Source organism: Shewanella sp. MBTL60-112-B2 (genome assembly GCF_019655055.1).
GTDB lineage: Bacteria > Pseudomonadota > Gammaproteobacteria > Enterobacterales > Shewanellaceae > Shewanella.
This window is the reverse complement of the sequence record NZ_BPFA01000003.1, coordinates 63,331-76,912: the sequence shown is the minus strand read 5'-3', so window position 1 is coordinate 76,912 and position 13,582 is coordinate 63,331. Positions and strand designations below refer to the sequence as shown.

Below are 13,582 nucleotides of genomic sequence, written 5' to 3'. Positions count from 1 at the left end.
CCAAAAACTGTGAACTCGGTTGGCTTAGTAGTCACTATTTAAGGTTTAGCTTAAGTTGCCAAGATATAAGTGCGAAATACAAATCAATTCGAGTGGTTGTACTGCTGATATTTCATCTCGGGTTTATCGATAAGTGGTAAGCTTGAGCCCATTGGCGCTTGTTGCCGAGCAAACCATAAAAGTAACCCGAATAAATACCGACTTGATAAGAAAGAGAGTTAGCATGCAATTGATGGATATTGATAAAGCGACCTATAGGCAGAATACCAATAGGGTGATCATGGGCTTTGTGGCTAGCCTGGCTATTTTGGCACTGGTCTTTGGCACAATCTTAATTCACTTCTTTGGTGCGCCAGTAAGTGTTAGTGGTGAATCAACCGGTAACTTTCACCTCAATGTTATCGGTGTCGTGCTTGCTCTGGCGGTGTGTAGCGCGGTATTGAACAGTCAAAAGCATAAGCCATATATGCGCGAGGTGTATTATGTGTGGCGCTTAAAGCAGCTGCATAACCAGATCTACCGTAAACTGGCCAAGATAAAGCTAGCTGCAGATAATGAAGAGCTCAATGCGTTTATTATCTTGAGCTTCTACTTTGCCAGCCTTAAGCAGGTCTACACTCTGGATAACAACACACTCACGATATCGACGGTGGAGCAAGATCTGGCGCAGCTAAATGACAAAGTCGCGGCGCTGGGTTTAACGGCTTCGGCTGAGCAATTTGAGCCGAAAATGCTTGATGAGATATAAGCTCCCGCCACGTAATAGTGCTATTTAACTCTGTTAGCTAGCACTGTTTCTATTTCACTTAGATGCAATAACATATCCTTAGTCAATTGCTGAACAAACAGAGTGGTGGCTAAATATATGGCGAAGCGCTGCACCGCTATAGGCGGGCGGATTAGCGGTAGCGGCAAGTATGCTGGTTTACAGGCAGGCTTTACTGACTAGCCTGTTATGCTTTAATTTGGGCGACAGTTTGTGGCTTTTCGCTATTTTTGCTACAAAATCTAGCACTTTAGTTGGGTTTTTTCTGGTTGGCTTCAATCATATTCGCCATGGAATCATCTGTGAAAATCAGCTCTGTAAATCTGTTAATTCAATGTGTTAAGCTTATTGGTGTCGATTGTAAATAAACTGGATTTCGGGTGTACATTGCAAAACAGTGGCTAAAGATCATTACGCTCTTTATGGTGGCAATTTTTGCCTCTGCTATGAGTCATCAGGTACACGCAGCCGATCCCTTGCTTAAGTTAGAGCAACAGCTTTCTGACTCATCTCCAAGTGATGCCTTGGCACTGCTCAACAAATTCCAACTAGAGCCTATTAGCTCTACAGCGTACGACAAAGCTAAGTTAGATTTTCTCTACGGCAAGCAATACGCACGTAATCGCCAGCTTGAGCAGTCGATTGCAAGCTACGACAGAGCAATTGTGCAGGCTGAGCCACTTATGGGTTCTGAACTACTCATTGAGAGTTATCTAGGGCGCTCTTTTACACGCTACCTACAGACCAACGATCCCGAAGTTTATTGCCGCGATAGAGAGCAAGCGCTGCTGCTTGCGAGGAAGCAAAGCAATAGAGAGCTATTAGCTAAGAGCTTAACTCAGAATGCTTTTTGTTTTAATAAGGTCACCAATGTGCACCAAGGTATTGCACTGCTCGATGAGGCTATGCTGTTAATCGATACCGAGGACAAAGCAAACTATAACCGTAAGGCAATGATTTTTAATGCCACCGGTTCACTCTACCGTACGGTAGGTTTACATAAGCGCGGCTATGTGAACTTTGAGAAAGCCTATCAAAACTGGCGTGAAATAGACGATACCCAAGACATGTTTAATATGCTGCATAACATGATCAGTGAAGCGGTTAAGTTGGGGGATTGGGATAAGGCGCGAAAAAATATTGAGCAGCAGTTTTTACTCGCGATTAAAGGGGAGAAACTTAACGACTTTGGTTTCTTCGCTAACCTAAATGCGGGGCGAGTTGAGTTAGCCACCCATAATTATGCCGGTGCGATTGAATACTTAGAGCAGGCCATCGCGCTAAAAGAGACCACCCGCGAACAATATTTCATTAGTAGTAGTTATTTGTTTCTGGCTCAGGCGTATTTACGTACTGGTGATGTAGAAAAAGCGGCGGCCATGGCTCGCATTTTTAAACAAGATACCACTTTCCCTCAGAATATGAGCAGTATGAGGCTAAAGGCTGATGCCATCATTGCTCTAGAGCAGCAGCAATATTTATCCGCGATAAACGCCTTATTTGAGGTGATTGATAAGGAGCGGGAAACCAATAAGCTGATCATAGATAATGAGGTGATCGACTCGGCATTAGAGCATAACTCAGCTCTTGCTGAATTTGAGAATCAGCTGCTAGCGAACAAGTTGGCCATTAATGAGTTGAGCCTAGCGGCCGTGGCAGATAAAGAGCGGATCTATGACTTAAGGGTGAGTCTTTTCTTCTTGGTGGCGACGGTACTTTTGATTACTATTTTATTTTTATGGCAATCCCGTAAAGCCTTTAAACACAGTGCTCAAACAGATTTCTTAACGGGTATAGCCAATCGCGCCCATGTGTTTAATCGAGGTCAGCGAATGATCGACAGGGCAATCAAAAAACAACATCCTTTGGCAGTGATAATTTTTGATATCGATAACTTTAAGTCCATCAACGATCAACACGGTCATCAGGTGGGCGATCTAGCGATTCAAGCCGTTGCTAAGCGCGGAGAGCGCTGGCTTAGAGAGTGCGATCTGATTGGTAGAATTGGCGGCGAAGAATTTTTAATTGTGCTGCCTGATGTCACTGAGGCTGACGCTATCCTGATCTCTGAGCGTTTGCGAGAAGGCATTGCTTCTCAAGCGTTTAAATTCGATGACGTGGCTATCGAGTTAACTGTAAGTATTGGTGTCGCAGCATTAAGGCCCCCCAAAACTCGGTTAACCGAACTGGTTAATCAGGCCGATAAAGGACTCTATAAGGCTAAGTTCTCAGGTAAGAATAAAGTCTATCTCATCGAGCATTTTGCTTAAGTCTAATTCCCCCACCGCCTAGTATCGCAATAGGCGGTTTTTGCTTGCCTCTACTGGGGCTTGCAGTTGCCCATTTTATTGTTTTCCTCGGTTTCAAACTTGTATTCAGTCATTTGTTTGCTATGTTTTTTGTTTAGCGAGTGATGAATTTTGTTAGCTTATGAACGCTACTAAGCTGCTCGCTTAATGGAATGATGAATTGATAACTAAGGTTGGAGATCCCATGAAAAAAGCGCTAGCAATATTGCCCTTTACCGCATTGGCCATTGCGCCAACTTGTTCAGCCGTAGATGTTTTTAAGGATGATAAAAATGTATTCCAGATCGGCGGGTATGTAGATGCCCGTGTCATCGATACCCAAGGTGTGACTGAGGTCGTTAACGGTAGCTCGCGTATAAATTTCGCCTTTACTCGGGATATGTCAAATGACTGGACAACCTATGCAAAGTTGGAGTGGGGCGTCAATCCATTTGGTAACAGCACTATCGCTTATAGCAGTGAGAGTAACTTTGAAACTAAAAGCGGTGACTTTCTAAATAACCGTCTTGGTTATGTGGGACTCAGCCATGACGCATATGGCTCTATCACTATAGGTAAGCAGTGGGGAGCCTGGTATGACGTGGTGTATAACACCAACTATGGCTTTGTTTGGGATGGTAATGCATCGGGAACTTACACCTATAATAAATCTGACGGTGCCATTAATGGTGTCGGTCGAGGTGACAAGGTCATCCAATACCGTAATCGCTTTGGTGATTTTAGCATGGCGATTCAGATGCAGCTCAAAAATAGCGTTTCAGAAGTCGAAGATGATGGCTCCAATAGTCCTAACCGATTGGTAATGACAGAATATGATAATACTTACGGAATAGGTCTAACCTATGAAGCAACCAAGATGCTGACCTTGACCGCTGGCGGTAACATTGGTGAGCCTGAGGGAACAACGGCTTCAGGGACGGTGATTTCTGAAACTGACTATATCTATGGCGTAGGAGCTAGTTGGGGCAACTGGGATAGCTTCGGGCTTTATCTTGCGGCAAACGTTAACGCCAACGAATATCACGATACAGACAACATAGGTCGTTTCTTACAAGAGGCGGTCGGCTTAGAGTCAATCGCATCCTATCTATTCGACAATAATGTGAAGATTTTGGCATCTTATAACATTTTAAAGGCGGGCGATAAGTACGAAGCAGCTCATCCCGGAGATGTGTTTAAGCGCCAATTCGCCTTTGCCGGAGTACATTATATTTGGGATAACAGCGTTATATTCTATCTAGAGGGGCGAGTAGACTTTAGTGACTTCTCTAGCTCAACCCCTGGGCTAGAAGCTAGGCAAGCACTGACAGAAGATGACGGTGTGGCAGTAGGAGTGCGTTATACCCTGTAATGTTTGAGACCAGAACAGAGGAAAGGCTTACCTATGGGGTAAGCCTTTTTATTTGGCCTATTTTAAGGTCTTGTTTTAAGAGCCTATTTTAAGAGCCTATTTTAAGAGCCTATTTTAAGAGCCTATTTTAAGAGCCTATTTTAAGAGCCTATTTTAAGAGCCTATTTTAAGCGATAGGTCACTTCGACTCTATCTTGGATCATCACTTGGCCTTGCTGGTAACTTTGACCAGCATCGAAACTTTTAGCTTCAGAGTTCATTCTAAGCATCACTGGCTGAATAGGACGCTGCTCAAAATAGCTGATTTCCCATACTCCATCTAGCTCTTCGCCAAAGCCTTGTGCCAACATTTTAGCTTTTTGCTGGGCATCTTTAATCGCCGCTATTCTAGCTTGCTCGACATACTCAGCTTCTTTGCTCGATTTAAGCGCGATATTATTGATGCGATTGATCCCTTGTTCTAACGCCGAATCAAGAATGTTATTGAGCTTGGCAAGATCCATGACCGTGACTTTGATGCGGCGGTTAGCGCTATAGCCGATAAGTTGATTTGGTTTATCTTTCTGATAATGATACTGAGGTTGAAGATTGATATTGGCGCTTTGAATAAGTGCTTTATCGATACCAGCCTTCTCAAGACGGGCTAAAAAGTTAGCTACCGCTTTATCAGACTCACGTTTGGCATCTTTAGCCGTTTTCGCTTTAATCACCACTTCAACATTTACCTCGGCCATGTCGGCGGTAACTTTGAGTTGGCTAGTGCCGACAGTGTTTAAATGTGGAAAGTCGACATCTGCGGCTTGAGCCGTGCCAAGCATGCTAGTTGAAGCGATAAGGCCAGAGATAAGGGCCGCGATAATTGATGATTTCATAATGACTCCAAAAATAATAACTAATTCAAGTATGAGTGACTTGTCTTATTAGGTATAAACGCAGCAGTTTTGAAAAAGGGTTTTATTTTTAAATTATTTTCGTTTTATCCAAAATGTCGTTATTAGGTTTGTTAAAAATAGCTATTTAAAACATGTGTTAAAAGCTCTCATTAAACACTACTTCGCTTTTGACTTTTTGTTGTTCCCATCCCGCAGTTTTTAGTTCTGGCTCATCGAGAAACTCATCCACATAGCCAATACACAAATAGCCGATTAACTCGCTTTCCTTTGGGGCATTTAAGATTTGCTTTACTGCGTTAGGGTCAATAATACTGACCCAGCCAACTCCAATGTTAAGCGAGCGGGCCATCAGCCATAAGTTTTGAATGGCGCACACCACGCTAAAACGGCCCATATCAGGCATGCTGGTTTGCCCGAGCACTGGAGTGGACGGGTTTTGATAAAACACCGCAAGGTTAACTGGCGCCTCTAATATGCCTTCTAGTTTGAGCTTGCTGTACTGGACATTTTTGTCACCAGTAAATAGCGCTTGGCCAGCGGTATTAGCTTGTAAAAACGATTGTTGCACCTGCTGCTTGATTTTCTCTGAGCGGATCACCACAAACTGCCAAGGCTGTGAGTAACCAACTGAAGGGGCATAAAGCGCTGCATCGAGTAGCTTATCTAGGATGCTGTTATCAACTGGCTTAGGCAAAAAGTGATTGCCACGCACATCACGGCGTAGACGCATAATATCGCTTAGTAGCTGGCTGTTATCAGTAGTAAATTGATGGCTCATGGTGGTCTCGAAAAAGGCTGTTTATTGTGAAAAGGGGGAATTAACACAGCAGTGAAAATGCAATAAAAAAGCGCCATTGATACTCAGTATCAAATAGCGCTTTTAGCATAGCGTTTGTTTTTGCTATTTACAGCTAATTAATCATCATCGATATCGCATAGCCTATAACGGTAGCGGTTACTACGCCGATAAAGCCGGGCACGATAAAGCTATGATTGACGATGTATTTACCAATATGGGTGGTGCCTGTTCTGTCAAAGCTAATCGCCGCTAAATCACTTGGATAGAACGGGAAGAAGAAATACGCATAACAGGCAGGTAGCACGCCGATAAGCACTGGTGCTGGAATACCTAGAGAAAAGCCTAATGGCAGCATAATGGTTAAGGTTGCCGCTTGGCTTTTTAAGAATACCGAGGCGGTAAACATAGCGATGGCAAACGACCAAGGGTGGGCGTGCACGATATCGCTAACAGACTCGATTAAATACGATTTGTGATGCCCTATAATGGTGTCACTGAGCCAGGCAATACCAAAGATGATAATCACCGCGGTCATACCAGCAATAAACACATTGCTGTGAACGATTTTCTTCGGGTCAATCTTGGTGGCGAGTAGAATAATCGCGCCGACCGATAGCATCATAAATTGAATGGCTACCGACATTTTTACGCCTTCTGGTAGCAGTTTATCGCCAAACATGGCTAGTGCAATCACTGACAATATACCCAGTAGGAAGATGCTTAAGCCCTTCTTGGCGGTGCTATCGTTGTGATTCGAATCACTTGTTTCAACTTCACTATCGAGCAGGCTGTTTCTGAACTCTTCATCTTGCATACGAGCTTGAAACTCTGGGTCTTTATCGAGATCTTTACCGCGATTAAGACTCCAAGCGGCAGCCACTAATACACCTATTAATGTCGATGGAATAGTCACTAAAAGTACGTCGACTAGGCTGATATCTAAGTTATTTTCCATTGAGGTCGCAATCACTACCGCAGCCGCTGCAGCAATTGGGCTAGCAGTAATGCCCATTTGAGAGGCAATAGTCGCTACGGCTAAAGGACGCTCAGGGCGGATGCCTTTCTTGTAGGCGACATCATAGATAACCGGCAATAGTGGGTAAACCGAGTGACCTGTACCGACTAATACCGTTAACGAATAAGTGCAAAGTGGGCCGAGAAATACGATTTGATTAGGGTGTTTACGCAATAGTTTTTCAGCGTAGCGGACCAGTAATTTCAGGCCGCCAGTCGCTTCAAGGGTGGCAGACGCCGCGACCACAGCTAGAATAATCAACATCACGTTGATAGGCGGGTTACCCGGAGCAATGCCAAACACAAATGCGAGAATCGATACGCCTAAACCGCCGAGTAGACCAAAGGCCACACCACCATGGCGGATCCCCACAAAGATAACAGTTAACAGCAACAGCATATGGACGAAGAACATTGGGGTTCCTTTATAGTTCAGGCGAAACAATGAATAGTGGTGCAGTGGCGATTGCGAGCAACAGCCTTGATGACACTGTTATACCGTATGTCACTAAGTGCTTAAATAGCGAGGAGGCTGCAAGGTGATGGGGCGCGTTTATTTGTCAAATTTTTAGCGAAAAGTGTGAACTTAAACCAAGTGGAACACAGATAGGAAAAGCTGAATTTAATAAGTCTAATCAAGCTCGGTGAGCTGCAGTAACTATCGCTCACAGGCTAGCTCAACAGAACGCTGCGATGTTAACTAACAAACTAGTTTGGAATTGGGTAGAATGAGTCAGATTTTTCATTCACTAGAGTGACTGGCATGCACGTACATATTTTAGGGATTTGTGGCACTTTCATGGGCGGCTTAGCATTATTGGCTAGAGCAGAAGGGCACAAAGTCACCGGCAGCGATGCCAATGTTTATCCGCCAATGAGCACGCAACTCGAAGAGCAAGGCATTGAGCTTATCCAAGGGTTTGATCCATCACAACTTGGCAGCAATGAAGACGATGCGCCAGATTTAGTGGTTATCGGCAATGCCATGAGCCGTGGTAACCCTTGTGTTGAAGCGGTATTAAACCGTGGCATCAAATACACCTCAGGCCCACAGTTTCTAGCTGAGCATATTTTACCTCAGCGCTGGGTGTTAGCGGTATCAGGTACTCATGGTAAAACCTCAACTTCAAGCATGCTTGCATGGATTTTAGAAGATTGTGGTTATGAACCAGGGTTCTTAATCGGTGGGGTACCGCAAAACTTTGGTGTGTCGGCGCGTCTTGGCGGCTCACCTTTCTTTGTGGTAGAAGCTGATGAATACGACAGTGCGTTTTTCGATAAGCGCTCTAAGTTTGTCCATTATCAGCCACGTACGTTAGTGATTAACAATTTAGAATTTGACCACGCTGATATTTTTGATGATTTAAAAGCGATTCAACGTCAGTTTAATCATGTCATTCGTACTGTACCGGGCGAAGGTAAGATTATCTGGCCTGCTGATGCTAATAGTGTGCAGCAAGTCATCGACATGGGCTGCTGGAGTGAGCAAGAAACCTATCATCTATCGGCAAATCAGCAAGGTTGGTATGCGGTGAACTTGACTGAGGATGGCCACAAATTTGAAGTATTCTTCGACGGTGAGTCACAAGGTATTTTAGATTGGCAATTAATCGGTCAGCACAATATTGAAAATGCGGTAATGGCGATAGCTGCAGCGCGCCATGTGGGGGTTAAGCCTGAAGCGGCCATAGCAGCACTGACGCAGTTTGCACCGCCAAAACGCCGCATGGAGCTGCTTGATACGGTAAATGGTATCGAGGTCTATGATGATTTTGCTCATCACCCAACAGCGATTACCACTTCACTTAGCGGTATGCGCGCCCGTGTTGGCGAAGGTAAGGTGACAGTGATTTTAGAGCCTCGCTCTAACACCATGAAAAGCGGCGTGCACAAAGACACCTTAGCCAATTCTTTGAGCTTGGCGAGCAATGCTTTTCTGTATCAAGCGGGTAATATAGATTGGGATATTAGCGCAGCGATGAGTTCAGCTTCGGTTCCTGTTGAGGTCTTGTTCGATATTGACGAGATTGTTGATAAGGTCGCAGCCCAAGCAACTAGCACAGATACTATTATTGTAATGAGTAATGGTGGCTTTGGTGGTTTGCATCAAAAGTTGCTTGCTAAGCTTCGCAATCAAACAGGTAAATGATTAACCATGAGTGTTAAATATCGTAAAGCAGACAAGTCGATTAGTTTAGCTTGGACCGGTGCCTCCGGCGCCCCTTATGGCTTAAGGCTGCTTGAAATTTTATTAAAAAGTGATTATCAGGTTTTTCTGATGATCTCTTCTGCCGCTCGTGTGGTGTTGGCTACCGAGCAAGGTTTGCAGCTAAGCGCTAATAGCGATAAAGCCAAAGAGCAATTGCTGGCACAATTCGGTGAAGTCGCTGGTGAGCTGATTGTTTTAGGCAAAGAGGAATGGTTTTCACCACCGGCTTCGGGCTCGGCAGCGCCTAAACAAATGGTCATCTGTCCTTGTAGTACAGGCACTTTAGCCGCAGTTGCTACGGGTATGAGTAATAATTTACTCGAAAGAGCCGCCGATGTTGTAATAAAAGAGCGCGGTCAATTAATCCTGGTTCCGCGAGAAACTCCTTTTAGCGCCATACACTTAGAACATATGTTGTCGCTTTCTAAGTTAGGTGCGACCATCATGCCTGCTGCACCAGGCTTTTATCATAATCCCAAATCGGTTGAAGATCTGGTAGACTTCATGGTCGCTCGAATTCTTGACCATTTGGGCGTTAACCATGCACTAACGAATCGTTGGGGTTATGACAAGCATAACGTAAGCGATTTCGACAACTGAGAGTTTTATGAAACACACCACTGAAGTGATGATCACTGCTGAAGAGATCAATCAAAAATTGGATATTTTGGCTGAGCAGATTAATGCACATTATGCCGATAGCGACCGCCTATTGATGGTAGGTTTACTGAAAGGTTCTGTTGTTTTTATGGCAGATCTTTGTAGACGTATTAAAGGTCATGTTGAGATCGACTTTATGTCGGTATCAAGCTATGGCAATGAAATGAGCAGCAGCCGCGACGTAAAAATTCTTAAAGACGTACAGTCTGAAATTCAGGGTCGTGATGTGTTGATCGTGGAAGATCTTATCGATTCAGGCAATACCTTGAACAAGGTACGCGATATGCTGCTACTGCGTGAGCCAAAGAGCCTAGCACTTTGTACGCTATTGGATAAGCCTGAACGCCGTGAAGTTGACGTACCTGTCGATTTTATTGGCTTTACTATCCCTGACGAATTCATCGTCGGTTATGGTATCGACTATGCAGAGCAGTATCGTAATCTGCCGTATATTGCTAAAGTTGTGCCACTAGAAGACTAAATTTCAGCACTAAGTGTAGGGTGTGGGTATTACGCTGCTATAGCCAGCTTATACTCGCCCATTCTTAGCAATGTAATTAGACTATCGACTCCCGCAAATGCGGGAGTTTTTATTTACTTTTCAAATGGATTGGAATAACCATGGCAAATTCACAAGCAGCCCTCGTTATCGACTCCCTACAAAAAACCTATAAAGGTGGGGTAGAAGCAGTAAAAGGGATTAGCTTAACCGTTAATAAAGGTGACTTTTTTGCACTTTTAGGCCCAAACGGAGCAGGCAAGTCGACCACCATTGGCGTGATTAGCTCACTGGTACAAAAGACTTCAGGTAGCGTTTCAGTGTTTGAACATGACATTGATACCGAGTTAGAGCTGGCAAAGCTTTGTATTGGATTAGTGCCGCAGGAGTTCAATTTCAATCAATTTGAAACGGTACTGCAAATTGTGGTTAATCAGGCTGGCTACTATGGCGTTAAGCGCGATGTAGCGATGGCTAGGGCGGAAAAATACTTAACTCAGCTAGATTTGTGGGAAAAGCGCAATAGCGCCGCTCGGGAGCTTTCAGGCGGTATGAAGCGCCGCTTAATGATTGCTCGCGCATTGATGCATGAGCCAAAGCTACTGATTTTGGATGAACCGACAGCGGGTGTGGATATTGAACTGCGTCGCTCGATGTGGACATTTCTAACAGATCTCAATGCTGAGGGGGTGACGATTATTCTCACCACTCACTATTTAGAAGAAGCAGAAATGCTGTGCCGTAATATCGGTATTATCGACAAAGGTGTGCTGGTGGAGTGCACCAGTATGAAGTCGTTACTAAGCCGTCTTAATATGGAAACCTTCGTACTTGATTTAAAAGATGACTTAACTCAAGTGCCAGTGCTTACTGGCGTGCAAACGCGTTTACTCGATAGTCATACATTAGAAGTCGATGTGGCTAAAGAGCAGGGCTTAAACAGCGTCTTTGTACAGCTTAACGAGCAAGGTGTTCAAGTCTTGTCTATGCGCAACAAGGCTAACCGTCTTGAGGAGCTATTTGTTGAGTTAGTCGAGAAGGGTAAAAATAGCGGAGACGTGAAATGAACATGAAAGCGCTGTATTTCACAGCTTTTAAAAGCATTTTAACCAAAGAAGTAAACCGTTTTACCCGTATTTGGGTGCAAACTTTAGTGCCGCCAGCAATTAGTATGACATTGTACTTTTTGATATTCGGTAATTTGGTGGGTAAGCGCATTGGTGATATGGGCGGCGTGTCCTATATGGAGTTTATCGCACCGGGCCTTATTATGATGGCGGTGATCACTAGCTCATACTCTAACGTAGTGTCATCGTTCTTCAGTGCTAAGTTTCAACGTAACTTGGAAGAGTTGATTGTCGCGCCTGTGCCACATTACGTGATTATTGCCGGTTATGTTGGCGGTGGTGTTGCCCGTGGTTTGTGTGTCGGTACTATTGTGACCTTAGTGGCGCTATTTTTTGTCGACATTAGCATTCATCATTTAGGGCTAGTGGCGGTAACCGTATTACTGACAGCGATACTGTTCTCCCTCGGTGGTTTAATCAATGCCGTATTTGCTAAGAGCTACGATGATATCAGTATCGTGCCGACGTTCGTATTAACGCCGCTGACTTATTTAGGCGGTGTGTTTTACTCGCTATCGCTTTTGCCTGAGTTTTGGCAAGGCGTGTCGGCATTAAACCCTATCGTGTATATGATTAACGTATTCCGTTACGGTTTCTTAGGCTATGCAGACATGAGTGTACCGTTATCAATCGGCATCATGGTGGCTTTCTGCGCCGCTCTTTGGAGCGTTGCCTACTACCTGATCTCTCGCGGTATAGGTTTGAGAAGTTAGGTTGTAGCACAGCTCTAGATCAAGAAAAGCCAGCAGTTAACATGCTGGCTTTTTTATTTTAAGGCGCTGATGAGTCTGCTGATGCTGACTATTGCTCGATAAAATCGACTATTTCAAACAGCTGGGCAATATTGTTGGCGCTTAACTTACTGGTGCAGCAATGGCCTGCTTGGCTTGCGTGTAAACGCACCCAGTCTATTAGTGTGGCAATAGGCAGTTGAGGTGAGCATAGGCTTAGCCGGGAGTCAGATTCAAGCTGATAGCTAGTGCCTTCACTGTCGATAATAACTAGGTCATTGAGGGGGCCAAGAAAACTCAACTGCTCGATAAGCTCCTCAGTGGAACCTAGATAAAGAAGCTCATCTTGCTGGGGCTGTTTAAGCAAAATTGGCCAAGTTAGCGAGTGGGTATTCAACAGGAACGGCTCTCCTTGAGTCAGCTTTCTAGCCTAGCTCTAACTCATAAATTGATATCTGTCAGTATGGCGAACATCATTATAATGGAGCTCTAAGGCTAGGGTCTAGGCGTCGATATCACTTTAATCGGACTGAGTATTCTCAGTGGTCTCATTTGCTATCTGCTGCTTTCTATCATTGAGTAAGCCAATGGTGCCAGAGTTAACCTTTACTAGCTGGTCAAAATGCAGATTCATCTCTTTGATAGATTCTTGATATTCAGGATCACTAGGGGCTTTTTTCTGCCAGTAGCGGTCGCGCTCTAGCTTTTGTAGTTCACTGGCTCTGAGGATTTCATAATAACTATTTTCTTGGCGCAGCCGATACACTTCGCTATCTAGCAACTGCAGTAAACGCTTCTTTGAGATGGTTTTCTTGTTAAGCAGAGCTTGTAGCGGATCTTGGGTCTTGATACGTTTATCTGAATCAGTTTCTGTGGTGATCCCTAGCTGGTACTCAATTTTGTGCTGGCGAAATTCTTCAGGGCATGACTGTTGACTAAAGACAATTTTGTCGTCTTTTATGCACTTAAAAATACTGTTTGCCTGAGCAGAACCTGCAACAACGAGGCAGAGAAGAGTGAAAATAACTTTCGCCATCCGGCTAACTATCCTTATTGACCGTTTAGTAGATAAAGTACTTGGTTTATAGTAGTAAATTGCTATCGAGGAACCGTCACATTCTGTTTATGGTTAATAAGAATGTTAAATATTTAACAACAGTGCACACTATGGCTTAAGTTGATACAGAACACCAGTTTTTTGACACTAAATAATTGCACTTTAAA

Annotated in this window: 13 protein-coding genes; 8 read left to right on the top strand and 5 right to left on the bottom strand. The window is 44.2% G+C overall.

Annotated features, from left to right (window positions below; all coding sequences use genetic code 11):
* Window positions 1-223: 223 nt before the first annotated feature.
* The 3 genes from K5Q73_RS02745 (at window position 224) to K5Q73_RS02735 (ending at window position 4,426) form a co-directional block, all read left to right on the top strand.
* Window positions 224-748 (top strand): DUF3087 domain-containing protein, encoded by a 525-nt coding sequence (locus K5Q73_RS02745; protein WP_220759190.1) that lies wholly within the window; start codon window positions 224-226, stop codon window positions 746-748.
* A 398-nt stretch (window positions 749-1,146) separates the two neighbouring features.
* Window positions 1,147-3,036: a tetratricopeptide repeat-containing diguanylate cyclase gene (locus tag K5Q73_RS02740; RefSeq protein WP_259650683.1), complete on the top strand. Its 1,890-nt coding sequence runs from the start codon at window positions 1,147-1,149 to the stop codon at window positions 3,034-3,036.
* Window positions 3,037-3,259: 223 nt separating this feature from the next.
* A complete protein-coding gene (locus K5Q73_RS02735; RefSeq protein ID WP_220759057.1) occupies window positions 3,260-4,426 on the top strand; it encodes a porin in 1,167 nt (388 codons plus the stop codon).
* A gap of 161 nt (window positions 4,427-4,587) precedes the next feature.
* Here the strand turns inward: K5Q73_RS02735 and K5Q73_RS02730 are convergent, their stop codons facing one another.
* From K5Q73_RS02730 to K5Q73_RS02720, 3 genes are all read right to left on the bottom strand, one after another.
* Window positions 4,588-5,298, bottom strand: coding sequence for an oxidative stress defense protein (locus K5Q73_RS02730; RefSeq protein WP_220759058.1), 711 nt, complete (start codon window positions 5,296-5,298; stop codon window positions 4,588-4,590).
* A 157-nt stretch (window positions 5,299-5,455) separates the two neighbouring features.
* Complete coding sequence (gene bluB / locus K5Q73_RS02725) at window positions 5,456-6,097, bottom strand: 5,6-dimethylbenzimidazole synthase (protein WP_220759059.1); 642 nt, start codon at window positions 6,095-6,097, stop codon at window positions 5,456-5,458.
* 133 nt (window positions 6,098-6,230) lie between these two features.
* Window positions 6,231-7,547 (bottom strand): anaerobic C4-dicarboxylate transporter, encoded by a 1,317-nt coding sequence (locus tag K5Q73_RS02720; protein WP_220759060.1) that lies wholly within the window; start codon window positions 7,545-7,547, stop codon window positions 6,231-6,233.
* Between the two features lie 348 nt (window positions 7,548-7,895).
* Between K5Q73_RS02720 and mpl the strand changes: the two genes are divergently transcribed.
* The 5 genes from mpl to K5Q73_RS02695 all read left to right on the top strand — a co-directional run bounded on the left by mpl (window position 7,896) and on the right by K5Q73_RS02695 (window position 12,340).
* Entirely contained in the window at window positions 7,896-9,281 is a 1,386-nt protein-coding gene (gene mpl / locus K5Q73_RS02715; RefSeq protein ID WP_220759061.1) for a UDP-N-acetylmuramate:L-alanyl-gamma-D-glutamyl-meso-diaminopimelate ligase, read from the top strand.
* Between the two features lie 6 nt (window positions 9,282-9,287).
* Window positions 9,288-9,941, top strand: a complete 654-nt coding sequence (locus K5Q73_RS02710; protein WP_220759062.1) for a flavin prenyltransferase UbiX — start codon at window positions 9,288-9,290, stop codon at window positions 9,939-9,941.
* A 7-nt stretch (window positions 9,942-9,948) separates the two neighbouring features.
* Window positions 9,949-10,482 (top strand): hypoxanthine phosphoribosyltransferase, encoded by a 534-nt coding sequence (gene hpt / locus K5Q73_RS02705; protein WP_220759063.1) that lies wholly within the window; start codon window positions 9,949-9,951, stop codon window positions 10,480-10,482.
* A 140-nt stretch (window positions 10,483-10,622) separates the two neighbouring features.
* Window positions 10,623-11,567, top strand: a complete 945-nt coding sequence (locus tag K5Q73_RS02700) for an ABC transporter ATP-binding protein (protein ID WP_220759064.1) — start codon at window positions 10,623-10,625, stop codon at window positions 11,565-11,567.
* Window positions 11,568-11,569: 2 nt separating this feature from the next.
* The gene (locus tag K5Q73_RS02695; RefSeq protein ID WP_220759192.1) at window positions 11,570-12,340 is read left to right on the top strand and encodes an ABC transporter permease; all 771 of its coding nucleotides are present in this window, start codon (window positions 11,570-11,572) and stop codon (window positions 12,338-12,340) included.
* An 88-nt stretch (window positions 12,341-12,428) separates the two neighbouring features.
* On the opposite strand, the gene K5Q73_RS02690 is transcribed toward K5Q73_RS02695, so the two are convergent.
* On the bottom strand, window positions 12,429-12,755 hold the full coding sequence (locus tag K5Q73_RS02690) for a DUF4144 family protein (RefSeq protein WP_220759065.1): 327 nt from the start codon (window positions 12,753-12,755) through the stop codon (window positions 12,429-12,431).
* Window positions 12,756-12,878: 123 nt separating this feature from the next.
* Complete coding sequence (locus K5Q73_RS02685; protein WP_220759066.1) at window positions 12,879-13,394, bottom strand: DUF4124 domain-containing protein; 516 nt, start codon at window positions 13,392-13,394, stop codon at window positions 12,879-12,881.
* Between the last annotated feature and the right edge of the window lie 188 nt (window positions 13,395-13,582).

Excerpts from the sequence above, each read along its gene's own strand:
- mpl (WP_220759061.1), top strand. The coding sequence starts at position 7,896 with ATGCACGTACATATTTTAGGGATTTGTGGCACTTTCATGGGCGGCTTA.
- K5Q73_RS02700 (WP_220759064.1), top strand. The coding sequence starts at position 10,623 with ATGGCAAATTCACAAGCAGCCCTCGTTATCGACTCCCTACAAAAAACC.
- K5Q73_RS02685 (WP_220759066.1), bottom strand. The coding sequence starts at position 13,394 with ATGGCGAAAGTTATTTTCACTCTTCTCTGCCTCGTTGTTGCAGGTTCT.
- hpt (WP_220759063.1), top strand. The coding sequence starts at position 9,949 with ATGAAACACACCACTGAAGTGATGATCACTGCTGAAGAGATCAATCAA.
- K5Q73_RS02720 (WP_220759060.1), bottom strand. The coding sequence starts at position 7,547 with ATGTTCTTCGTCCATATGCTGTTGCTGTTAACTGTTATCTTTGTGGGG.
- bluB (WP_220759059.1), bottom strand. The coding sequence starts at position 6,097 with ATGAGCCATCAATTTACTACTGATAACAGCCAGCTACTAAGCGATATT.
- K5Q73_RS02710 (WP_220759062.1), top strand. The coding sequence starts at position 9,288 with ATGAGTGTTAAATATCGTAAAGCAGACAAGTCGATTAGTTTAGCTTGG.
- K5Q73_RS02745 (WP_220759190.1), top strand. The coding sequence starts at position 224 with ATGCAATTGATGGATATTGATAAAGCGACCTATAGGCAGAATACCAAT.
- K5Q73_RS02695 (WP_220759192.1), top strand. The coding sequence starts at position 11,570 with ATGAAAGCGCTGTATTTCACAGCTTTTAAAAGCATTTTAACCAAAGAA.
- K5Q73_RS02735 (WP_220759057.1), top strand. The coding sequence starts at position 3,260 with ATGAAAAAAGCGCTAGCAATATTGCCCTTTACCGCATTGGCCATTGCG.
- K5Q73_RS02730 (WP_220759058.1), bottom strand. The coding sequence starts at position 5,298 with ATGAAATCATCAATTATCGCGGCCCTTATCTCTGGCCTTATCGCTTCA.